15 protein-coding genes are annotated in these 23,322 nt (G+C 61.1%); 11 read left to right on the forward strand and 4 right to left on the reverse strand.

The window, feature by feature from the left end:
• The first annotated feature begins 8 nt into the window (after nucleotides 1–8).
• The 3 genes from AC1D09_RS18035 to AC1D09_RS18045 are packed head-to-tail and all read left to right on the forward strand — an operon-like array spanning nucleotide 9 to nucleotide 5,487.
• Nucleotides 9–2,258, forward strand: coding sequence for a CHASE2 domain-containing protein (locus AC1D09_RS18035; protein WP_477662143.1), 2,250 nt, complete (start codon nucleotides 9–11; stop codon nucleotides 2,256–2,258).
• A gap of 35 nt (nucleotides 2,259–2,293) precedes the next feature.
• Nucleotides 2,294–3,085 carry a 3',5'-cyclic-nucleotide phosphodiesterase gene (locus tag AC1D09_RS18040; RefSeq protein WP_477662142.1) on the forward strand — a complete coding sequence of 264 codons (792 nt, stop codon included), beginning with the start codon at nucleotides 2,294–2,296 and terminating at the stop codon, nucleotides 3,083–3,085.
• A complete protein-coding gene (locus tag AC1D09_RS18045) occupies nucleotides 3,082–5,487 on the forward strand; it encodes a GspE/PulE family protein (protein ID WP_477662141.1) in 2,406 nt (801 codons plus the stop codon). The genes AC1D09_RS18040 and AC1D09_RS18045 overlap by 4 nt, the downstream gene beginning before the upstream one ends.
• Before the next feature lie 31 nt (nucleotides 5,488–5,518).
• Here the strand turns inward: AC1D09_RS18045 and AC1D09_RS18050 are convergent, their stop codons facing one another.
• The 3 genes from AC1D09_RS18050 to AC1D09_RS18060 form a co-directional block, all read right to left on the reverse strand.
• Nucleotides 5,519–7,651, reverse strand: coding sequence for a tetratricopeptide repeat protein (locus tag AC1D09_RS18050; RefSeq protein WP_477662140.1), 2,133 nt, complete (start codon nucleotides 7,649–7,651; stop codon nucleotides 5,519–5,521).
• Nucleotides 7,638–9,734 (reverse strand): tetratricopeptide repeat protein, encoded by a 2,097-nt coding sequence (locus AC1D09_RS18055; protein ID WP_477662139.1) that lies wholly within the window; start codon nucleotides 9,732–9,734, stop codon nucleotides 7,638–7,640. The genes AC1D09_RS18050 and AC1D09_RS18055 overlap by 14 nt, the downstream gene beginning before the upstream one ends.
• 104 nt (nucleotides 9,735–9,838) lie before the next feature.
• On the reverse strand, nucleotides 9,839–12,118 hold the full coding sequence (locus AC1D09_RS18060; RefSeq protein WP_477662138.1) for a tetratricopeptide repeat protein: 2,280 nt from the start codon (nucleotides 12,116–12,118) through the stop codon (nucleotides 9,839–9,841).
• Between the two features lie 310 nt (nucleotides 12,119–12,428).
• On the opposite strand from AC1D09_RS18060, the gene AC1D09_RS18065 reads away from it, so the two are divergent.
• From AC1D09_RS18065 to AC1D09_RS18100, 8 genes are all read left to right on the forward strand, one after another.
• Entirely contained in the window at nucleotides 12,429–12,728 is a 300-nt protein-coding gene (locus tag AC1D09_RS18065; RefSeq protein ID WP_477662137.1) for a hypothetical protein, read from the forward strand.
• 231 nt (nucleotides 12,729–12,959) lie between these two features.
• Nucleotides 12,960–13,421 carry a pilin gene (locus AC1D09_RS18070; protein WP_477662136.1) on the forward strand — a complete coding sequence of 154 codons (462 nt, stop codon included), beginning with the start codon at nucleotides 12,960–12,962 and terminating at the stop codon, nucleotides 13,419–13,421.
• A gap of 8 nt (nucleotides 13,422–13,429) precedes the next feature.
• Entirely contained in the window at nucleotides 13,430–15,394 is a 1,965-nt protein-coding gene (locus tag AC1D09_RS18075) for a tetratricopeptide repeat protein (RefSeq protein WP_477662135.1), read from the forward strand.
• Between the two features lie 20 nt (nucleotides 15,395–15,414).
• Nucleotides 15,415–16,302, forward strand: coding sequence for a glycosyltransferase family 2 protein (locus AC1D09_RS18080; RefSeq protein ID WP_477662134.1), 888 nt, complete (start codon nucleotides 15,415–15,417; stop codon nucleotides 16,300–16,302).
• A 57-nt stretch (nucleotides 16,303–16,359) separates the two neighbouring features.
• Entirely contained in the window at nucleotides 16,360–17,916 is a 1,557-nt protein-coding gene (locus AC1D09_RS18085) for a hypothetical protein (RefSeq protein WP_477662133.1), read from the forward strand.
• Between the two features lie 25 nt (nucleotides 17,917–17,941).
• Complete coding sequence (locus AC1D09_RS18090) at nucleotides 17,942–19,051, forward strand: glycosyltransferase family 4 protein (protein WP_477662132.1); 1,110 nt, start codon at nucleotides 17,942–17,944, stop codon at nucleotides 19,049–19,051.
• A complete protein-coding gene (locus AC1D09_RS18095; RefSeq protein WP_477662131.1) occupies nucleotides 19,048–19,911 on the forward strand; it encodes an NAD-dependent epimerase/dehydratase family protein in 864 nt (287 codons plus the stop codon). Before AC1D09_RS18090 ends, AC1D09_RS18095 begins: the two co-directional genes overlap by 4 nt.
• Nucleotides 19,904–20,923, forward strand: coding sequence for a glycosyltransferase family 2 protein (locus AC1D09_RS18100; RefSeq protein ID WP_477662130.1), 1,020 nt, complete (start codon nucleotides 19,904–19,906; stop codon nucleotides 20,921–20,923). The genes AC1D09_RS18095 and AC1D09_RS18100 overlap by 8 nt, the downstream gene beginning before the upstream one ends.
• 79 nt (nucleotides 20,924–21,002) lie before the next feature.
• Here AC1D09_RS18100 and AC1D09_RS18105 read toward each other — a convergent pair whose 3' ends face one another.
• Nucleotides 21,003–23,318 carry a glycosyltransferase gene (locus tag AC1D09_RS18105; RefSeq protein WP_477662129.1) on the reverse strand — a complete coding sequence of 772 codons (2,316 nt, stop codon included), beginning with the start codon at nucleotides 23,316–23,318 and terminating at the stop codon, nucleotides 21,003–21,005.
• Between the last annotated feature and the right edge of the window lie 4 nt (nucleotides 23,319–23,322).

Below are 23,322 nucleotides of genomic sequence, written 5' to 3' on the forward strand. Positions count from 1 at the left end.
GAGGTCTCATGAGACTCCTCTCCCGGCACTGGCCCCGCATCGCTGTCACGCTGATCCCGCTTGTGTTTGCCCTGCTGCATGCCGGCGGTGTCATGCGCCTCGGGGTGTTGCAGCGGCTGGACGACATCTTCTACGACGCGCGGCTTCGGGCAACCATGCCGCGCACGCTCGATGAACGCATCGTCATCGTCGACATCGACGAAAAAAGCCTGGCCGAGGTCGGCCGCTGGCCCTGGGGGCGCAACAAGCTCGCGGAACTGGTCGAGGAACTGCAGGACCGCCAGAAGACGGCCCTGCTGGGCTTTGACGTGGTGTTCGCCGAGGCCGACGACAGTTCGGGCCTGAAGCGGCTCAAGCAGCTGGCGCAGGCCGAGCTCAAGGACCAGCCCGGTTTCGCGGAAAAACTCAACCAGCTGCAGGCCGGGCTGGACTACGACGCGGTGTTCGCCAAGGCGATCGAAAAGCGGCCCGTCGTGATGGGCTATTACTTCACCAGCGACCGCGATGGGCGCGTCAACGGCGTCCTGCCGGCGCCCGTCATGGGCCGCGATGCGCTGGCCGGCCGCCCCATCAAGTTCACCAGCTGGAACGGCTACGGCGCCAACATCGAGCAACTGGCCAAAGCCGCGCCGCTGGGCGGCTTTTTCAATTCCATCACCGAGGGCGACGGCGTGGTGCGCTCCATCCCCCTGCTGGCGGAATACAAGGGGCAATACTACGAATCGCTGGCGCTGGCCATGTTCCGCATGCTGGCGGGCCTGCCCCGGGTCGAGCCCGGGTTCCCGCCGGAAAAATTCCTCACGCGCAATTACCAGGGGTTGGAAAGCATATTGCTCAAGCAGGGCAGCAAGACCCTGGCGATTCCGGTCGATGACCGGGTCGCCACCTTGGTGCCGTTCCGGGGCCATGGCGGCGCCAACGGTGGCTCCTTCCGTTACATCTCGGCGGCCGACGTGCTGGGCAAGCGCCTGGCGCCCGGCGCGCTCAAGGACAAAATCGTCCTGATAGGCACCACGGCACCCGGCCTGCTTGATTTGCGGGTGACGCCGGTCGGGGAGACCTACCCCGGCGTGGAAACCCATGCCAACGTGATCTCGGGTTTCCTGGACGGCAAGGTGTTCGTCAAGCCCGATTACGCCGTCGGCTTTGAGGTCGTCATCCTGCTGCTGTCGGGCCTGACGCTGGCTTTCGCGCTGCCCATGCTCTCGGCTTCCCGCGCGGTCCTGGTCAGCCTGGCCGTGATCGCCGCCATCGGCGGGCTGAATTTCTGGCTGTATGCGGGTTACGGCCTGGTGCTGCCGCTGGCCAGCGCGCTGGTCATGGCACTGACGGCCTTCGCGCTCAACATGAGCTACGGCTATTTCGTGGAAAGCCGCTCCAAGCGCGAGCTGGCCAATCTGTTCGGCACCTATGTACCGCCCGAGCTGGTCGACGAGATGGTGAAAGACCCCGACAGTTACAACATGAAGGCGACCACCAAGGAGCTGACCGTCATGTTCTGCGACATGCGCGGCTTCACCAAGATGTCCGAAACCATGGAGCCGACCCAGCTGCAGGCGCTGCTCAACAGCGTCTTCAGCCGCCTGACGGACCTGATACGCGGCAACCGCGGCACCATCGACAAATACATGGGCGACTGCGTCATGGCGTTCTGGGGCGCCCCTGTCGACACGCCCGACCATGCCGCGCTGGCCGTGAAAACCGCGCTCGAGATGTCAAACGCCGTGCGCAGGATCAATGAAGAGCACAGGACCAAGGGTTTACCCGAGATCGGCATCGGCATAGGCCTGAACACCGGCACCATGTGCGTGGGCGATATGGGATCGGACATCCGCCGCAGCTACACCGTGATCGGCGACGCCGTGAACCTGGGCTCGCGCCTGGAGGGCTTGTCCAAAACCTATGGTGTCGATATCGTGGTCAGCGAGTCCACCCGCAAACTGGCTGGGGACTTTGCATGGCAGGAGCTGGACAAAGTCCGCGTGAAGGGCAAAGATCAGGCTGTGGCCATTTTTTGGCCATTGGCGCCGGCGGACCGGATCGACAAGGACAATGCCGACGAATTGAAGACCTGGGGCCTGGCTTTGAAGGCCTATCGGGCCCAGGACTGGGACCAATGTGACGTGCAGTTACTAAATTTGCAGCGGGCAAATGGCAAAAAGTTCCTTTACCGGCTGTACGCGGAGCGTGTAGCCTCGATGAGGCTGTTGCCGTTTGATCCGGAGTGGGATGGCGCAACCAATTTTGAGACCAAATAATACAAAGACCAACTCAGGGCCAACCGGAAAACCACATGAAAGTACGTGTACTAGGCTGCTCGGGAGCCATCGCCAAGGACTGCCGGACCACGTCTTTTCTGCTGGACCATGATTTGCTGGTCGATGCGGGCACGGGCGTGGGCGACCTCACGCTCGACGAGATGGCCGGCATAGACCACGTGCTGCTGACGCACTCGCACCTGGACCACGTCGCCGCGCTGCCGCTGATGGTGGACGCCATCGCGGCGCGGCGTACCACGCCGATACAGATACACGCGCTGCAAGGCACGATCGAAGCGCTGAAAGCGCATATCTTCAACAACACCATCTGGCCGGATTTTTCCAGGATTCCCACGCCGCAGGCGCCGTTCGTCAGCTTTCACCCCCTGGATGTGGGGCAGACCCTGCTGCTGGCGGGAAAGCACGTGGAAGTGCTGCCCGCCGTGCACACCGTGCCGGCCGTGGGATACGCCGTGGCCACCGGCAAGGGCTGCTGGGTGTTCACCGGCGATACCGAGCAGAACCCGGCGCTGTGGGCCCGCATCAACCAGATGAACGTGGCCATGCTGGTCATCGAAACCGCCTTCAGCAACCGCGAGCGCGACCTTGCCAAGCGCAGCCTGCACCTGTCGCCTCATGCGCTGGCCAACGAGCTCGACTGCATAGAGCGCGGCAAAAATTATCCGATTTACATCACCCACACCAAGCCCGCCGAGACCGATCTCATCATGGCCGAGATACAGCGTTTCGACCAGACACGGCCGTTTGGCCCCAATGTGACGCACGACATCCGGTGGCTGCGGGCAGGCCAGGAGTTTGAACTATGAGCGCCGTACTGCAACGCGATCCCCAGGACGAGTTTTTCGACTCGCAGATGCTGCCGCCGCAGGAGCGCGGCGTCACCTTCGAGGCGCTGTACTTCCGGCAGCTGCAGCTGGTCACCAACCGCATCCATGAGACCGAAAACATCGACCAGATCATGCTGGAGGCGAGCCAGGACATCTGCAAGCTCTTCAACGCCGACCGGCTGACCCTCTACGCCGTCAACGAGGACCGCACGTCCATCGTCTCCAAGGTCAAGACCGGCCTCAACACCAGCCGCGACCTGAAACTTCCGGTCAGCGCGCAAAGCATCGCCGGCTATGTGGCCATGTCCCGGCAGATGGTCAACATCGCCGATGTCTACGACGAAGAGGCCCTCAAGAAAATCCACCCGGCCCTGAGCTTCCTCCAGGAGGTCGACAAGCGCTCGGGCTACAGGACCAAGCAGATGCTGGTGGCGCCCGTCATGGACGGCGACACGCTGTACGGCGTGTTGCAGGTCATCAACAACCGCAGCGACCAGCCCTTCGGCAAGCTCGAGGAGGACGGCGCGCGCCAGCTCTGCAAAACACTGGGCATCGCGATACGCCAGCGGATGCAGAGGGCGGAGGACGGCCAGCGCCGCAAGGCGACCAAGTACGACGGGCTGGTCACCGAAGGCGTGCTGTCGCAGAACGAACTGCAGCAATGCATCCAGCAGGCGCGCGAGGAGGGCAAGTCGGTCGAGCACATGCTGATGGCCAACTACCATCTGCGCCCCGCCCAGATCGGCCAATCCCTGGCGAAGTTTTTTGGCGTGGGCTACGAGTCTTTCAACACCGGCCGCATACGCTCTGAAATGCTGCACGGCCCGCTCAAGCGCGATTTCATCGAGCAGCAGGGCTGGATACCGCTGGAAGAAACCACCGAAGGCCTGGTGATCATGTGCATGGACCCGGAAGCCGTGCGCGGGGCGCGCGTCGTGCCGCAGGTGTTTCCGCGCATCACCAAGTTCGCTTACCGCGTCACCACCCAGACCGAGTTTGAGGAGACGCTGAACCAGCTGTTCGGCGCCGGCGCGGACAGCAGCTCCATCGACCAGTTGCTGGCGGACATGGACTCGCCGCTGGAAGGCGAATCCGCCGACGATTCCTCACTGGAGTCCGCGGCGGCCGATAACGAGCTGGTCAAGTTCGTCAACAAGGTCATCATCGACGCCTACAACCAGAAGGTTTCGGACATCCACATCGAGCCCATGCCCGGCAAGGCCAAGACCGGCATACGCTTTCGTGTGGACGGCACCCTGCAGCCCTATATCGAGGTGCCGGCCCAGTTCCGCCAGGCCATGGTCACGCGGCTCAAGATCATGTGCGACCTGGACATTTCCGAAAAGCGCAAGCCGCAGGACGGCAAGATCAAGTTCAAGAAGTACGGCCCGCTCGACATCGAGCTGCGCGTCGCCACGATCCCCTCGGCCGGCGGTGTGGAAGACGTGGTCATGCGGATCCTGGCCGCGGGCGAGCCGATTCCGCTGGAAAAGCTCGGGTTGACGGCGCACAACAAGGAGCGGCTGGAAAAAACCGTCTCCAAACCCTACGGCCTCTTTTATGTTTGCGGCCCCACGGGTTCGGGCAAGACCACCACGCTGCATTCCATCCTGAAATTCCTCAACACGCCGGACACCAAGATCTGGACCGCCGAGGACCCGGTTGAAATCACCCAGAAAGGCCTGCGCCAGGTGCAGATCAACCGCAAAGCCGGCATCGACTTTGCGCTGGTCATGCGCGCCTTCCTGCGGGCCGACCCGGACATCATCATGGTCGGCGAGTCGCGCGACAAGGAAACGGTGGCCATGGGCGTCGAGGCTTCGCTGACCGGCCACATGGTGTTCTCGACCCTGCACACCAACTCGGCGCCCGAATCCATCACGCGCCTGCTGGACATGGGCATGGACCCTTTCAATTTTGCCGACGCGCTGCTGGGCATCCTGGCGCAGCGCCTGGCCAAAAAATTATGCGACTGCAAGGAGGCTCATGTCTTGAGTTCGCAGGAAATCAAGGATTTCATCAAGGAATACTCTGAAGAGTTGCGACACACCGACGCCTGGAAGGCCGATGAGGGTGGCGAGTCGCAAAAGCTGTTTGAAGACTGGATGGAGCGCTACGGCAAGGACGGCAAGCTCACCGTGTACCGCGCCGTGGGCTGCGATAAATGCGGCAAGACCGGCTACAAAGGCCGCGTCGGCCTGCACGAACTCATGATCGCCGACGACGCCGCGAAAAAACTGATCCAGGAGCGCGCCCGTGTCGCGGAACTGTTCGCCAGCGCGGTCAGCAGCGGCATGCGCACGCTGAAGATGGACGGCATGGAAAAAGTGCTGATGGGCCTGACCGACTTGAAGATGGTTCGCTCGGTCTGTATCAAGTAAGGGTTTGCCGGGAACTGCAACGCGCGGGGGCTCAGGTCTGTGCCCGCGATTTCGATGCCGCCTGTTCCTCGCACCACTTGCGCCACACGTTGCGCAGGGCTTGCTCAAAATGCCGGGCAAAGCGCGGCGCGTCGAAAACCGGTGAAGCCAGCACCTGCTCCCTCATGCTGGCGCGCAGCGATGCCAGGCGCGGCAGGTCGCCGGCATGCAATACCGCCTTCTTGACATAGTCATCGGCATCCTCGGCCACCCACTCGGGCAAGCCGGCATTCATCAGCAGGCCGACGCCCTGGCGGGCCAGGAAGCTCTTGCCCGCCAAAGTCAGCACCGGCACGCCCATCCACAAGGCTTCGGCCGAGGTTGTTCCGCCCGTGTAGGGGAAGGGATCGAGAGCGATATCGACCTGCTGGTAGGTCGCAAGATAGGCCGCGCGAGGCCCTGCGTTCAACACCAGCAGCCGCTCTGCGGCTATACCGTGAGCGGCAAAACGCCCGGCAACGATGCCTTGCAAGCGGGCCTGCTGGTCCGGTGGCGCGACGAGTTGCAAGCGGCTGCCAGGCACGGCATGCAGTACGCGGGCCCACAGGGCGACGACGGCATCGTTCATCTTGGACAGGGTATTGAAGCAGGCAAAGGTCACGTAGCCGTTACGCAAGGCAGGAAGAGGCGTGACATCCACATCGTGTGTGGGCGGGGTAAAGCAAAGCCGGGTTTCCGGCAGGCGCAGGATTTCCTCGGTGAAATGGCTCTCCAGCTCGGGGGGCAAGGTCCAGGGGTCGGCAATCAGGTAATCGATGGCCGCGACGCCGGTGGTGGCGAAGTAACCCAGCCAGCTCATCTGCACGGGAGCGGGTTTCCAGGCAAAGACCGGCAGGCGGTTCTTGCCGGTATGGCCGGACAGGTCGATCAGGATGTCTATGCCGTCATCGCGGATGATCCGGGCCATGGCTTCGTCGGGCAAGCCAACCACCGATTGCCAGTGGTGGAAGTGGCGCCTGATCCGGGCCGTGACCTCGTCCGCAATCAATGAGTTGGAATAGGCGAAGAGTTCCAGCCGGCCGGGTGCCTCCGTCGACAATGCAGCCAGCACGCCTTCAATGAAATGGCCCACAGGGTGGGAGTGCAAGTCGGCTGAGACAAATCCGATTCGCAGGCATCTGGAGAAATCCGCCAGATTCCCCGGGGCGACGGCGGGTGGGGCAAGCCGGGCAACCATCGCGCCGAAGCGCCGGGCTTCTTCCAGGTGTTGCTCGACCGAGAACCTGGACAGCAGATGCTGAATCAGTAAGAGGTTGCTGTGCGCGATCGGAAAATCCGGTTTGATAGTTATGGCGCGGCGGTAGCTTTCCAATGCCTCGTCCAGCCGGCCGATATCTTTCAGCGCGGCCGCCAGGTTTTGATGTACCCCGGCGTTTTCGGGCTCCAGTTGCAGCACCTTTAGGTAGCTTGCCACCGCGTCATCGAAGAGGCGCAGCCCGATAGAGATGTCGCCGAGATTGCAATAGGCATCAATGAAGTCGGGCCTGAGTTCCACCGCGCGCCGGAAATTGCTGGCGGCGTCCTGCATGCGACCCAAGTGGCGCAAGACCAGGCCCAGGTTATAGAGTATTTCCACGTTGTCGGGATTGAGCTCCAGCATATGGCGGTAGACGGCCGCGAGCTCGTTGGAGCGTCCGAGCCGTCCCAGCAGCTTGACGAGTTTTTCGTGGCTTTCGACATAGTCGTGGTTGATCTCCAGTGCGCGGCGATAGCTTTCCACCGCCGCCTGGTCCTGCCCGAGTTCCTCAAGCGCCGTTCCCAGAGCCATCTCCGCCTCGGCGAAATCCGGTTTGAGCACGAGCGCTTCGCGGTAGGCGGAAACGGCCGCCTCGTGCTGGTCCAGCTGCGAGTAAGCAGCTCCCAGGTTGAAATGGGCGCCGGCCGAGTCCGGTTTGTAGCGCACGGCCTCGGTGAAAGCTTCCAGGGCCTCTCGCGCATCGCCGCGGTCCAGCAAAATCGTGCCCCGGTTGAAGTGCGCCCGCGCCAGCTCGGGCACCAGGCTGACGGCCATGTCGTAGCAGCGAAGCGCTTCATCGAGTTGCCCTTGCTGCTCGAGCGCCATGCCTTTCTCCAGCAACTGCGCGGCGGACGGCCCGGTTTCCATCGCCGGCTCAAATCTTCCCATTTCGTACCTCTTCAATGTGCGGTGGAGCCGAGAATTGTGAAGTATTCCGCTCGCACCACTTGTGCCATACACCGCGCAGGGCGGCCTGAAAGTGCCGGGCAAAGCGCGGCGCGTCGAAGATCGGCGAGGCCAGCACCTGGGGCCGCAAGCCCGAGCGCAGCGCGGACAGTTTCTGCAGATCGCCGGCGTGCGCAGCCGCCCGCTTCACATAGTCGTCGGCATCAGTGGCGACCCACTCGGGCAAACCGGCGTTCATCAGCAATCCGACGCCCTGGCGCGATAAAAAGGTGTTGCCCGCCAATGTCAGCACCGGCACCCCCATCCATAGCGCCTCGGCCGTGGTGGTGCCGCCTGTGTAGGGGAAGGGGTCGAGGGCGATGTCCACGCGATGGTAAGCCTGCAAGTACCTGTCGCGCGGCACGGGACCTTGAACCAGCAGCCGCGACGCCTCGATTCCATGCGCCGCGAATCGCTCCAGGGTCGCTTGCCGGTTTGAGGCCTCATTGAGTTGGGAGGCCATGAGGTGCAGGCGGCTCCCGGGCACCGCATGCAATATTCTGGCCCATAGGGCGACGACGGCGTCGTTCATCTTGGGCAGCGCATTGAAGCAGGCGAAGGTGACGTAACCGTTGGCCAGTGCGGGCAGTGCTGCCGTGTCAAGGTCAAGCGTGGGTGCGGTAAAGCACAGCCGGGTTTGCGGCAGGCGCAGGATTTTCTCGGTGAAATGGCTCTCCAGGTGCGGAGGCAGCGTCCATGGGTCGGCAATGAGGTAATCGATGGCCGCGACGCCCGTGGTGGCAAAGTAGCCCAGCCAGCTGATCTGCACGGGGGCGGGCCTTGCTGCAAAGACGGGTAGGCGGTTGCCTCCCGTGTGGCCGGACAGGTCAATCAGGATGTCTATGCGGTCATTGCGTATCTGCTGGACCAGCGATGCATCGGATCGGTCATGTACCGGATGCCAGCCCTGGAGGTGGGATTTGATCCTTCCGGTCACCTCGTCCGATTGCGCTGAATTGGAATAGGCGAAGAGCTCCAGGCGTCCGGCTTTTTCAGCCGACAGGGCGGCCAGAATGCTCTCAACAAAATAACCCACGGGATGGGCGCTCAAGTCCGCCGAGACAAAACCCACCCGCAGGCATCTGTCGGGCATCGGGCTGTTGTTCAAAGGCTCGAAGGAGGGGGCCAGGCGAGCGGCCGTTTCACCAAACCGGCGTGCCTCCTCGAACAATTCTTCAGGCGGCTGCTCGGACAGGTAGTTCTGGACCATCAAAAGATTGCTGTGGGCCACTGCCAGCTCCGGCCTGAGGGCCATGGCCCTGCGGTAACTCACCAAGGCTTTGCCCAAGTCGCCGAGGTCCTTGAATGCGCTTCCGATGTTGTTGTACGCATCCGCGCTATCGGGGTTGAGTTCCAGCACCCTGTGATAGCTTGCTGCCGCGTCGCTGAACTGGTGCAGGTCCATCAATACGTTGCCGAGGTTGCCATGCGCGGCCAGAAAGTCCGGCTTCAACTTCACCGCCAGCCGGTACTGGCTGACCGCCTCGTGAAACTGGCCCTTGATGCTCAGGAGGAGTCCCAGGCTGTTGAGGGCTTCGACATTGTGTGGATCCCGAACAAGGATCTGGCGGAAGCAGGCTGTGGCTTCATCGAATTGGTCGAGCCGCAGCAGGCTGTAAGCCAGCTTGTTCTGCGCCGCGGCGTGGCCGGGTTCGATCTCCAGGACACGGCGATAGCTTTTGATGGCCTCCTGCTCGTGTCCCTGCTCTTCCAGCGCCGCGCCCAGGGCCATCTCCGCCTCCGCAAAATCGGGCCTGAGCGAAAGCGCCTGGCGGTAGGCGGACACGGCTGCCTCATGGTGGTCCAGCCGGGCATATGCGGCCCCCAGGTTGAAATGGGCGCCGGCCGAGTCCGGCTTGTACTGCACGGCCTTGGTAAAGGCCTCCAGGGCTTGCCGCGCGTCGCCGCGGTCCAGCAAAATGGTGCCCCGGTTGAAGTGCGCCCGTGCGAGTTCCGGCATCAAGGCTATGGCGGAGTCGTAGCGCAGCAATGCCTCTTCGGGCTGCCCGTGCTGCTCCAGCGCCATGCCTTGCTCCAGCAGTTGTTCGGCCGATGGTCCGGGATTCAAGGGCGCCCCGCTGGCGGCGCCTGCGACGGGCCCCCCGGCCTTGGCCGCCGGCCCAGGTGCGCTCATCGCCGGCTTCCTGTTTGTGCGGCTGCGGGCGCGGTATTTTCCGCGCACCATGCTTGCCACATGCCGCGCAGCGCCGTTTCAAAGTACCCGGCAAAGCGCGGCGCATCAAAGATCGGCGAGGCCAGCACCTGCGGCCGCAAGCCTGCGCGCAACTCGGATAGTTTTCGCAAGTCGCCGGCATGCGCGACGGCACGGGCGAGATAGTCGCCGGGGTCCGAGGCGACCCATTCGGGCAGTCCCGCATTCATCATGAGGCCGACACCCTGGCGCGACAAAAACCGTTCGCCGGCCAGTGTCAGCACGGGCACACCCATCCACAAGGCTTCCGCCGTCGTTGTCCCGCCCGGGTAGGGAAAAGGGTCCAGGGCGATGTCAACCCGGTTATAGGCGGCCAGATAGTTTTCGCGGGGAACATAGTCTTCCAGAATCAGCCGTCCCTCCTCAATACCATGGGCCGCGAAACGGGCCATGACCTCGCGCTGTGCGGACATCTGCTTGATTTGGCGGGCCTTGAGAAACAAGCGGCTCGCCGGCACGGCATTCAGTATCTGGGCCCACAATTTCACCACGGCATCATTCATCTTGGTCAGGTTGTTGAAGCAGCCGAAGGTGACATAGCCGTTGGACAGGGCCGGAAGCGGCGAGACGCCGATATCCGCACGAGGGGGCGTAAAGCAAAGCCGCGTTTGCGGCAGGCGCCAGATCTTCTCGGTGAAGCTGCTTTCCTCGCTGACCGGCAAGGTCCAAGGGTCGGCGAGGAGGTAGTCCATCGCCTGCACCCCAGTGGTCGCGAAATAGCCCAGCCAGGAGAGCTGCACCGGTGCGGGTTTCCAGGCAAATACCGGCAGGCGGTTGAACGCGGTATGCCCCGAGAGGTCGATCAGGATGTCAATACCGTCTTCGCGTATCAGTTCGGCCACATGCTCATCGGAAAGCCCTGCCACCGGATGCCATGCGCGGCAGCAGGCCTTGAGCCGCCGGCTGAGTTCGTCATCGCAGCTGCGTGTGGGATAGCCGAACAGTTCCAGCGAGGTGGCGCTGGAAGCCAAGGCCGCCATAACAGCATCCAGAAAATAGCCGACGGGGTGGATGCAAAAATCCCCGGAAACCAGGCCCACGCGGAGGCGGCGATGTGGGTCGGGTGTATTGCGCCAAGCCATCGCCGGCCGGGCACGGCGCGCAAGCACCTCGCCAAAACGCCTGGCCTCGATCAGCAAATTCGCAACAGGCTGGTCGGCCAGATAGTTGTGTACGAACAGCAGGCTGTTGTGAGCATCCGTGAAGTCCGGCTGGAGCTCCAGCGCGCGGCGCGTGCTCTTCAGGGAGCTTTCAAGCTGCCCGAGATCCTGCAGGGCATTTCCGAGATTGCTGTGGGCCTGCGCGTAATCCGGTTTGATGGCCAAGGCCCGCCGGTGGCATTCAACCGCTTCGTCAAATTGTCCCTGTGTCTGAAAAACCGCGCCCATGGCGGTGAGCGATTCGGCGAAGTCAGGGTTGATCTCCAGCGCCTGGCGGTAACTCGCCACTGCGGCGTCAGTCTGGCCCAGGTCGGAAAGAAGATTGCCCAGGTTGTGATGGACCTCGATGAAGTCAGGCCGGATCTCTAAAGCCCGGCGATAGCTTTGCACTGCGTCCGTGAGCTGCCCCAGCGTGCGCAAGGTGGCGCCGAGGTTGTTGTGCGCCAGCGCATCATCCGGATCGGCCGCTACTGCCCGGCGAAAGCTGATGGCTGAATCTTTAAACCGCCCCAGTTTTCTCTGGACGGCTCCCAGGTTGTTGAGCCAATCCGCGTTGTGGGGATCGGTTTCCAGCATCCGGTGATAGGTGTCCGCGAGTTCATCAAATCGCCCAGACTGGCTCAGGACCTTGATCAGCTTGTCATACGCCTCGGTATAAGCTGGATCGATCTCCAGTGCGCGGCGATAGCTTGCCACCGCCGCTTCATCCTGCCCGAGCTCTTCAAGCGCCGCTCCGAGGGCGATTTCCGCCTCGCCGAAATCCGGCTTGAGCGCCAGCGCCTCGCGGTAGGCGGGGACGGCCGCCTCGTGCTGATCCAGCCGTGAATAAGCGGCCCCCAGGTTGAAATGGGCGCCGGCGGAGTCCGGTTTGTAGCGCACGGCGTTGCTGAAGGCCTCCAGGGCCTGTTGCGCATCGCCGCGGTCCAGCAAAATGGTGCCCCGGTTGAAGTGCGCCCGCGCCAGTTCGGGCATCAGGCTGACGGCCATGTCGTAGCACCGCAGTGCCTCTTCGGCTTGTCCTTGTTGTTCGAGCGCCATGCCTTGCTCCAGCAACTGCACGGCGGACGGCTCGGGGCTCGACCGGACAATTCCCGCGGCAGGACGTTCGGCTTTTGTGGCCCGATCAAATATTCCCATCCCTTACCTCTTCAATGTGTTGCAGAGCTGGCCGGCGATTTATGGATTGAAAACGGACCTTGCGCCTCATTGGACCCAGCAGGGGGAAAGTCCGCCATTGCTTCCTGAATGCGTCTCGAACAAGGGGGATGCCAACCTGCTCCCGAACTTGCTACATTGCTGGGGCAGCATTTTTATAATGCCACAATCGTGAAAAGCACCCGGAGGCCACATGGTATTGAGTTGGTTTGACGCTCGTGAAGCGAAGACGTTTGGCGAATCTCTCGCACGGTATTTCCTGGAGGGCATGCCTCCGGCCAACCAAATTGGGGACAAGGCATTTGCGCAGAAATCCACCAAGCTGCTCGGAAAAATGGCGGATCAGATTTACCATTTCAAAAGACAGCACAAACTAAATACCTACAAGAAAGCCCAGCTTGGCAATGCCTTCAAATGGAAGCTCAAGGATGCCGGTGTTGCGCCCGACTATACGGATGAACTGACCAAATGGTTGATCCGGCATATCGGGTGAGCTGGGTAATCGGCTCGGAGGCTCGCCGTCAATTTGGCTCAGGGGAAATAGAGTGACAAAAATGCCATTTCCGATGGCTTGAATTGACAAGAAGCGCTACAAGTAAGCCGGTTTTTTGCTCATTCCCTATGTCAAAGCCGCGAGTTCAGGGGCTAAGTCCGGTCTGGCACAGAAACTGCTCTAACCTGCCCGCTATCTGTGTTTGTTTGTTTTTCATTTAAGGAGCTTTTTATGAAGCGTTCTCTCCAGCAGGGTTTTACCCTGATTGAATTGATGATCGTGGTTGCGATCATTGGTATTTTGGCTGCGGTGGCCCTGCCGGCTTACCAGGACTACATGGTCCGCGCCAAGGTCTCTGAAGTTGTGCTGGCCGCATCTTCCGGCCGTACCGCTGTGTCCGAGACTTTCTCGCAAAAGTCCACGATGCTGCTGAACCAGGCTTCCATGGGTGTGCAGACCCAGGATTCGAAGTATGTTGCTTCGGTGTCCTATTCGGGTGTCAACTCCACGCAAGGTGACATCATCGTGACGTCCAAGAACGACACCGGCCTGTCTGGCGCTGCCAGCAAGACCATGATTCTGCGCGGCATTGGTAGCACCTCCACCGGCACTGTTGCCTGGAGCTGCGGTACCGACGGTACGTCCAACGCGATCCCCAAGAAGTACCTGCCAAGCTCGTGCAAAGACTTCTGATCGATTGATTGGATAAAAAGCCCCTTGGCATCGCCAAGGGGCTTTTTTCATTTTTGCGCATGATTCGAATCCGATACCTCCTGGCGGCTGCCTCCGTCTTTGTCGGTGTTCTTGTTGCCATCTACTGGCCGGGCTTGCACGGCAATTTCTTTTTTGACGACGGCCCCAGCATCACCCTCGCGGAGGGTGTGCGCCTTGAGACCTTGTCTTCGGAGTCCCTCCACCAGGCCCTGGCCAGCGGTGGTGCCGGCCCCTCGGGCAGGCCGGTCGCCCAGTTGAGTTTCGCGCTCAACCACTATTTCAGCGGACTCGATCCCTTTGTTTTCAAGGCGACCAATCTTGCCATCCACCTTGCCTGTGGATTCCTGGTGTTTGCCTTGACCCGGCGCCTGTTGGGCACCGTCAAGCCGCTGGCCCAGCAGCGCAATCTCCTGATCGCATCCGGCGCCGTGACCGCGCTGTGGCTGCTGCATCCCATCCAGCTGCTCCCGGTTTTGCATGTAGTGCAGCGCATGACCAGCCTGTCGGCCTTCTTTCTGCTCGCCGCGCTGTTGCTGCATATCCGCGGGCGGGAGCGCGTGGGCCGGGTGGCCGCCGCATGGCTCTTGCTGGCATGGGCTGTTTTCTGGCCGCTTTCCTGCCTCAGCAAGGAAAGCGGCCTGCTGTTTCCCGTGTTTGTGCTTGCTTGGGAACTGCTGGTGCGCAGGAGCGTAGTCGGGCACCTCGATCGCTTTGCGCGCGGGTTGACGGCCTTGACGGCCCTGCTCCTGGCGGCTGGATTGGCCTATGCGCTGTCCGCTCGCGGGCAATGGTTATGGGCCGGTTATCAGCTGCGCCCGTTCTCACTGACGGAGCGCCTGCTGACGGAAGGCCGGGTGCTCTGGTTTTACCTTGACCTGATTGTGGTCCCGGACCTCAAGGCCTTCGGTCTGTACCACGACGATTTTGTGGTTTCTACCGGCCTGCTTTCTCCGTGGACAACCCTGCCCGCCTTGCTGGGGCTGGCTGGCCTGGCATTGCTCGCGTGGTGGACGCGAACACGCGCGCCGCTTGTCGCGTTCGGCATCTTGTGGTTTCTGATCGGGCACGCACTGGAGTCCACCGTATTGCCCCTGGAGCTTGTGCACGAGCACCGCAATTACCTGCCCGTCCTGGGTGTCTTGATGGTGGCAGGATGGGCTTTGATGCTCGCACTGGAACGGCAGGGGGCGCACAGGAGGATTGGCGTCATGCTCGCGGCGGCGGCACTGGGCTATTCCTTGCTCGTCACAGCCTTGCGTTCACACCAGTTCGGCGAGGAAGTGCGGCGCACCCAGGTCGAGGCCCGTAACCATCCTTCGTCGGCCCGCGCCCAGCACGAGGCCGGGATCTCGTTGGCGGGACTGCCGGATGCGGCTTTGCGAGATTCGCCCACTTATGCTTTGGCCCGCACGCGTTACGAGATGGCCGGCAAGCTCGACCCGAACCTCAAGATGAGCTGGCTCGGGTTGATCCACCTGGACTGCAAGGCGGGCATGCCGGCAAAACAGGCGGACATCGAAGAACTGGCGCGACGGCTGCGGGAGACGCCTTTTGCACCGGGCGATACAGGCGTGCTGTACAACATGAAAGAGATGTCGATTGCCGGCTCGGTATGCCTTACCCGGGCGGAGATGGACGCGGTGTTCGCCGCCGCGCTGGCCAACCCCGGGGTATCGCCCGGGATCCAGGCCATACTGCACTCCTGGCATGCCGACTATCTCTGGCTCCATGAGCACGACCTTGCAGCGGCCCGCCGCGCTTTGGGCCAATCCTTGGCGCTGAACCCGTCCAATCCGAGCAATCGCCTCAAGTGGGCACAGCTGCTCATGATCTCCGGGGAGATGGCGCAGGCCCGGCAACTGCTTATGGCATTGCGGACGGTGTATTTTTCGGCCGAAGAGCGAAAGACGCTCGACGAGCTGCTCGCTGCGCTTAACATGACGGCACGTTGACACCAACCGGCCGCCTGCCAATGCCCCATACCGTCCCCCTCTCCATCGTCCTTCCCGCTAGAAACGAAGCGGCGGGCTTGCGGGATATCCTGCCTCGCATCCTGGCCGTGGCCCCTGATGCGGAGGTGCTGGTGGTTGACGACGGCTCCACCGATGACACTCCCGCCGTGTGCGCCGAACACCGCGTAAAACACCTGCGGCATCCTTACGCCAAAGGCAACGGCGCGGCCGTCAAGACCGGCGCCCGGGCGGCGCTTGGGGCGGTGATTGTTTTCATGGATGCCGACGGCCAGCACAAGCCCGAAGACATTCCCGGCCTGCTCGAGGAATTCAACAAGGGTTATGACATGGTGGTGGGCGCGCGGCAGGCGGGTTCCCAGGCCGGCTTGCATCGCGCGGCCGCCAACGACATCTTCAGCCGCTTCGCAAGCTGGATGGTGATGCAGCCGATTGCCGACCTCACCTCGGGATTCAGGGTGGTTCGCGCGGCACGGTTTCGCCAGTTCCTCTATCTCCTGCCCAATGGCTTCTCGTATCCGACAACGATCACCATGAGCTTCTTTCGTGCCGGTTATGGCGTGGCGTATGTGCCTATCCATTCGCCGCGCAGGAACAGCGGCGCCAGCCATATCCATCCGCTGCGAGACGGTTTGCGTTTTCTGCTGATCATCATCAAGATCGGCACGCTTTTTTCGCCGCAAAAGCTTTTCCTGCCCATCAGCGCGGGCTTCTTCCTGACGGGACTGACCTACTACCTGTATACCTACCTGACGGCGGGCCGGTTTACCAACATGAGCGCCTTGTTGTTCATATCGGCCGTCTTCACTTTCCTGATCGGCATTGTTTCCGAGCAGATATCCGCGCTGCACTACAAAAACATCGATACCAGCGACCAGGAAGGAGAATAGTGCGTGTGCGGGAACAGGAGCGTCAGCTTCCCCATCGGCCTGGAAATCCTCTTGACCATGACATTGAATTCCGCTCGCCGCACGCTTTGCCATAAGCTGGTACCTTGGGCACTCGCCCTGGCCGCATTGGCGATAGCGTTGGGCCTGATGCTGTGTGCGACGGACGGGCGAGTCGCTTACACGATGGACTCCCTGACGTACCGGGATGCCGCGCTCCAGTTCGCGGCCGGACACCCGATGCAGTCAAGTAACGTGGCGACGCAAACGCCGGAGTTCCGACCTCTGCTGAACTGGCCCCCCGCCTATCCGGCGTTGTGGGCCTCGGCCCTGGGTTTGGCGAATGGCAATGTCGACGATGTGCCTGCGCTGTTGAACCCGGCTTTGCTGGCGCTCACCACGCTGGTCATTTTCTGGATCTGCTGGAGGTCCACCGGCAATCCCGTGGTCGCTGGCGTCATGGCCGCCGTGAACGCGTTCACGCCGACCAATATGATTGTGTATGGCCATGCGTGGAGCGAGACCCTGTTCGTGCCCCTGGTGCTGTTGGCCTATGCGGCTGTATGGAAATATCGATTGTCCGGGGGAAAGCTTATCTGGCTCGCGGTCGCGGCCATCCTGGCGGGGAGTACCAATTGGGTCCGGTATGCCGGCGTGGTCTTTCTTCCCCTGCTGGGATTTTCAGTTCTTGCGGCATCGAATTCAGCCTTGAGCAAGCGCATCCTGCATGCCGCCGGCGCCATGCTGTTGGCTGCGGCGGTGGCCCTGCCCTTGTGGGTTCGCAATTGGCAGCTCGCTGGAAACATCTCCGGGTCCGCGCGCGGGGGAATGCCGAAAACCGGCCGATGGCTGGACGACCTGGCCATCATCGCGGACCTGTTTGAACATTGCTTCTTTGCGTTCAGCATGGTGCTGCGGGCGAATCTGGAAATCCCGATGCTCATCGCGGCCGCTTTTGTGGTCTACAAGGCGTTTCGCCGCGGCGGCGCGCAATGGTTGCGCCCGCCCGAGATCTGGCTTCCGATGGTCTGGTTCATGGGCTACCTGCTGTTCCTGCTTTACGCCAGGAGAATCCAGACCACGGTCGATGTGGATCTGCGCATGGTGGGGGTTGTGTTTCCATTTCTCATTCTTGCGATGGCGCCCGCGGTGGGCGCCGCCTTCTCGGACCGAACCCTGGACACCCGGAAAATATTGGTGGCCTTGCTGCTGGGCCTGCTGGTTTATGCCGGCCTTGACCAGGCCGGCAGAGTTCGCGCAAGCTACGCATCCGACGGCATTCCGCGCTGGCGGTCCGCGTTTAGCCTTGGTTTTAGGGAATTGCGCGACACCTCGCCGACCAGCCGCGCGATCAAGGAAAGCATAGGCCCCGTCGAAGCGTCGACCGTCATACTGACCGACTATCGTCCGCTCTATATCCGGTACTTGACGGGCGCGAAAGCCTATTCACCCGAAGGCAGCGACTGTGCACATTGGGCCAACACTCCGGGCCCGGGCATCCTGTTCATTGGCAGCAAGGAACTTCCGGAATGGGCTGCCGATTGCCTGAAAGAAAAGCCACAATGGCAATTGTTGCGGCCCCGCGGAAAGGCTGCGCCCTCCATGTATGTTGACTGAGCCCATCCTTGAAGAAGGCAAACGCTTGAACGTCCTGATGAGCAGCACCTCCTACCCGGAAAGTCCGCAGGATTGGCGTGGCCGTTTCATTGCCAATCAGGCGGGCGCACTGGCCCGGCGCGGCGACGTCAGCCTTTCGCTATGGGCGCCGCCGGGTGAACTGCCCGCCGGCGTAGTCGCCGCGATGACGCCGGCCGATGCACTCTGGCTGGGACGCCTGTCTCAGCAAGGCGGCATTGCGCACTTGCTGCGCACCCGCAAGGCGCTTGCCGCCGGAACCATTCTGGCCCTGCTGGCGCGCCTGGGCCGCACCTATCGCCGCCAACCGGCCGACGTCGTCCACGTCAACTGGCTCCAGAATGCCCTGCCCCTGTGGGGTACCACAACACCGGCGTTGATCACCGTGCTGGGCAGCGATTTTGGCCTGCTTCGGTTGCCCGGCATGAAGGCCTTGTTACGCGCCGTGTTGCGGCAACGCCGCGCGATCCTGGCGCCCAACGCCGAGTGGATGCGGCCGGCCCTGGAGCAGGCCTTTGGTGACCTCGCCGAAATTCGCCCGATCGCCTTTGGCGTGGACGACCCCTGGTTTGCGGTGCAGCGCCAGCCTCTGGCGGGCAGCACGCGGAACTGGCTGGCGGTGACCCGGCTGACCCGTGACAAGATCGGCGACCTGTTCAATTGGGGCGAGGGCTTTTTTGGCGTTGAACGGCAATTGCACTTGTTTGGTCCTATGCAGGAGACGATTGAACTTCCTTCCTGGGTGCGTTACCACGGCCCCACGCATCCGGCTGATTTGCTTGAAAACTGGTTCCCCCAGGCCTGCGGCTTGATCACCCTCAGCCGTCATGACGAGGGACGGCCGCAGGTGATGCTGGAAGCGATGGCCGCGGGCTTGCCAGTCCTTGCTTCCAACTTGCCGGCCCACCGCGACATGGTGCAGCATCGCGTCACGGGTTGGCTTGCGGCCGGCCGTGAGGAGCTGTCCCAGGGCCTGGAATGGCTGGAGGACCCTATGCATAACCAGGTCACGGGTCAAGCGGCTCGAGACTGGATCAAGGAATCAATAGGCACCTGGGACGGTTGCGCCGGCCGTTATGTCGTGGCCTACCAAAATCTTCTGGAGCGCAGCGCGTGAGGCGCGACGGGGTATTGCTGCTGGGCGGCGCGGGCTTCATCGGCAGTGCCCTGGCCAGGCGCCTGCAAGATGAGAAGAGGCCTGTGCATATCCTCGGCCGCCAACAGGAGGCGCAGCTTGAGCAGGTGCTGCCTCAATGCGGCACGGTGGTGCATCTGGCCTGCTCCACCACGCCGGGAGCATCCGCTGCCAGCCCGGGCCTGGAACTGGGCAATCTCGCCTTGACCTTGCGTTTGCTGGACTTGCTGAAAAAGCAGCCACAGACACACCTGATCTTCTTCTCTTCCGGGGGAACTGTGTATGGCAATCCCCTGACCCTGCCCGTGACGGAGGACAGCCCGCTCGCACCGCTTTCCAACCACGGGGCAAGCAAGGCCTCGCAGGAGGCCTTTTGCAACGCGCTCAGGACCGAGGGCCATCCCATTACGATCCTTCGCCCGTCGAATGCCTATGGACCAGGCCAGGTAATAAAAAACGGATTTGGTCTCGTGCGTACCATGCTCGAACATGCTTATGCCGGCACGCCGCTGGAGGTGTGGGGAGACGGGGAAAATATTCGCGATTTCATCTACATCGACGACGTCGTTGATGCCGCGGCGGGCTTTGTGAACCTGCCGCAAGACTCCGGCACTTACAACCTCGGCAGCGGCACGGGTTTTAGTGTCAACCAGGTTCGCGGCCTTGTTGAAGCGCAATCCGGTAGGAAAGTGCTGACAGTTTTCAGGCCAGGAAGGGGTATTGATGTTCGCAGCGTGGTGCTCGACAACTCCCGCCTCAATGCACGATTGGGCTGGCGACCCACGGTGGGGCTGGCGGAGGGTATAGCACGGACCTGGGATTGGCTGCACCGGCATGGATGACAACCGTCCCTTGATTTCCGTATGCATTGCCAACTACAACGGCATGGAGGTGATCGATGAGTGCCTGCAATCGGTCCTGGCGCAGGAAGGCCATATTTCCCTGGAAATACTGGTCCATGACGATGCCTCCAACGACGGATCCGCGGCATACATTCAAGAAGCCTATCCGCAGGTGCGGCTGATCATCAGCAACACCAATGTCGGTTTTTGCGTGGCAAATAATCGCATGGTGGCCGAAGCCAAAGGCAACTATCTGCTGCTGCTCAACAATGACGCGGCACTTTATCCGGATGCATTGCGGACGCTGCTCACCGAGGCGAATCACCTTGACCGGCATGCCATCCTCAGCCTGCCTCAATATGACGCCGTGAGCGGTGCATTGATCGATCGCGGGTGCCTGCTCGATCCCTTCCTCAATCCCGTTCCCAACCTGGACCCGGCTCGACGCGATGTTGCCATGGTGATAGGTGCTTGCTTGTGGATTCCCAGTGCCTTGTGGGAGGAGTTAGGCGGCTTCCCGGAATGGTTCGGTAGCATCGGGGAAGACCTGTATCTGTGTTGCCGCGCGCGACTGGCGGACTATCCCGTCCGCACCTTGGATAGCTCTGGTTATAGGCATCGGGTTGGCATGAGTTTCGGTGGGGGCAAGGCGATAGAGGGGCGGTTGGCCACGACCTTCAGGCGGCGGGCATTGTCCGAGCGAAACAAGAGTTTCGTCATGGTGTGTACTTATCCGGCCCCGTTCTTCCAGTTGATCACGGTAGTTCATCTGGCGCTTCTGATGTTTGAAGGAGGCTTGCTCGCCCTGATCAAGCGCGACGCTCGTTTGTTCCGGGATATTTACCTGGCCTGCTTATGGGCCTTGTGGGAAAGACGCGCAGAACTGAATATCCAGAGGCGCCAGGCGCAAGCGGCAAGAAAAATCGGTCGTCGGGCGTTCTTCATGCCTTTCAACTGGTTCCCCCATAAATTGAGGCTGCTGGCTCGGTACGGCGTACCCAGGATCAGGTGACGGGGGCGGGTACAAACACAACAGAGGCGATTGAGGCCAAGCCACTGGCTTGATGGCAAGCCGGCAGGACTGGCGCTGGTTATTTCACCAGCCAGTGCCGAACCCGATGTTGCCAGTGCAGCGGCACCCGACGCACCAGTCTCGCAAGCAAGGGATGGGACCGTAGCGTAAGCCCCAACCGCAACACATGGCCTCGCATGCCAACCATCGTGCGCCTGATGAATGGTAATTTGACCGTGGTGTGCGTGTCGGCAAAACGGGTAATCGCATCCTGGCCCCCCGTCATTTTCGCAGGCGCCTTATCTGTCCTCAAGTAGATGGCGGCCAAATCAACATTGGTATTTGGAAAGGGGAAGGGAAAGGGGACGTGGGGCGGCGAAGTGCCTGAAAGGAAATGGGTTTCCCGTAGGTGGATAAAGAAGTTGTTCCAATCATGAGCCGATTGATTCCACTGGCATATCCAACTCCATGGCCTGTTTGCCAGGCGTTCTGCAAAGGCGCCCAAATCAGGTGCCACCACGGGCAGGTTGGAAATCAGTGCCGCGCTCAATGTATAGCTGTAAGTTTCTGGGCAAAGCGCGGGAAACCAGATGAGATGGGGGTTGGCGGCCTTCAGCAACCCCTGAAGCTCGTCGTCATGGTAGGCGCCTGAAATCGTCAGCAGGCTCTTTGGTTTTATGGCCAGCTTATGCGAAGGGCGACCAATCAAGTGAAACTCGAGCAACAAGCCCCTGTCTTTTGCCTCGAGGGCTACCGACTCCAGTAAATCAGCGCCCTTGGCCGCGCTCAAGGCGCCAATCACGACGATACGTAAAGGCTCTGCTGATTCGATGCCGTGAGGGCGGAACGCGGGAATTTCCAGTCCTTGCAAATCGGTGTGGGGAGCAACGATGAGATTAGGAAGTTGAAAGTAACGCTTCAATCGAACTGCGACATCATGGCTTGGAACGAAAACGCGTTCGGCACCCGCGAGCAAGCTCTCATAGTTTGATCGCCATGCCCGGATATCACGTTGGTTCTTTGGTGCACTCCTGAGGCAGGCCTTGCACTCCGCTTCCGGGGGCTCACCGCAATAGCTATGACCCGTACGGGTGAGGTTCACTCTCGGACAAATCGGGAAATAGTCATGGACCGTGAAATCGTAAACAACCCCCAGCGCCTGAGGCAGTCCATCGATTTGAGGGGGCACGTCCCTTAAGTGATGGAAGTGAATTCGGGTCACTTGCGCAAGTCGCAGAAAGTCGACCAGTTCTTGCCAATCATTTGGAAGTTGGAAATACAACCGAAGCGATTCACCATCCCTGTACCAGGAAACATCGACCTGGCCGTTGAGGCCAGGCGTCAGGCGAAGAAAGTTGGCTTCTTCCCTGAACAAGCGCGACAGTTCCTGCTCATGCTTGACCACCCCGCCACCGAGCCGGTGGCTGACCAGCAAAATGACCGGTTTCCCGTTGTCTACCAGGCGCAGCAGGTCAACGCGATGACGAAAATGCCTAGCGGGGTCTTGCGAAATATGCCGCTGAACTATGGCGGAGTACTTGGGGTAGCGCTCGATCACCAGCTTGAGGGCATTTGTCGTGAGTGCCTCCCTCTCACTGGAAAAACTGACTGAGCCCGCATGAAACACAAACGTATCCATGCATAACACATGACGCCATCCCTTGGCCGCGGCCCTCAGGCAAAAATCGTTTTCCTCGCCATATCCCCTGCCGAAGCGCTCTTCATCAAATGGCCCGGTTTGGTCCAGGCAATCACGCCTGATATACATGCAAAATCCAACCGCCGAAGGTATGTCCACAAACTGATTCGCATTGGCTTTGCCAAACAGTGCATCCAGTGTTGCGACGGAATACCCATGGGGCATCAAATTGTCTGAACAAAATTGGGGATAGCTGCAGATGGTGGCATTGTTGGAAAAGGGCGTGACGGTGCCGATCTCAGGTGCCGCATAGGCGCATCTCTGCAAACGTCCCAGCCAGCGGGCCGGCACTTCGGTATCGCTATTGAGCAGTACCACATCGGCTTGCGGCAGAAGCGCCATGCCGCGGTTGACTGTCGCGACAAAGCCAAGATTGACCGGGTTGTGCAATAAGGTGACCAAGGGCATCCCGGCGTACTGCTCGAGCAGCGGAAGCATTTCCGGCTCGGGAGAGGCGTCATTGATCAGTGTGACAAAAACATCTTCACCGAGTTCTGAGGCCAGAACACTTTCCAAACATCGACGTGTTTCATCAATGCCGCGGTAAATGGGGATGATGACGTTGACGCGTGGGCGACTTTCGTCGCTGTTCCCAGGCGCGGGCTGGCCATTCTTGTTTGCGTTAATGAGAGGTGGGCGGCTCACAATCGGGGCTCTTGGCAAATAGGAGTTTGGATAATATTTCAGGAAATACAAGAGG

It is taken from the genome of Polaromonas sp. P1_A2, from assembly GCF_056406895.1.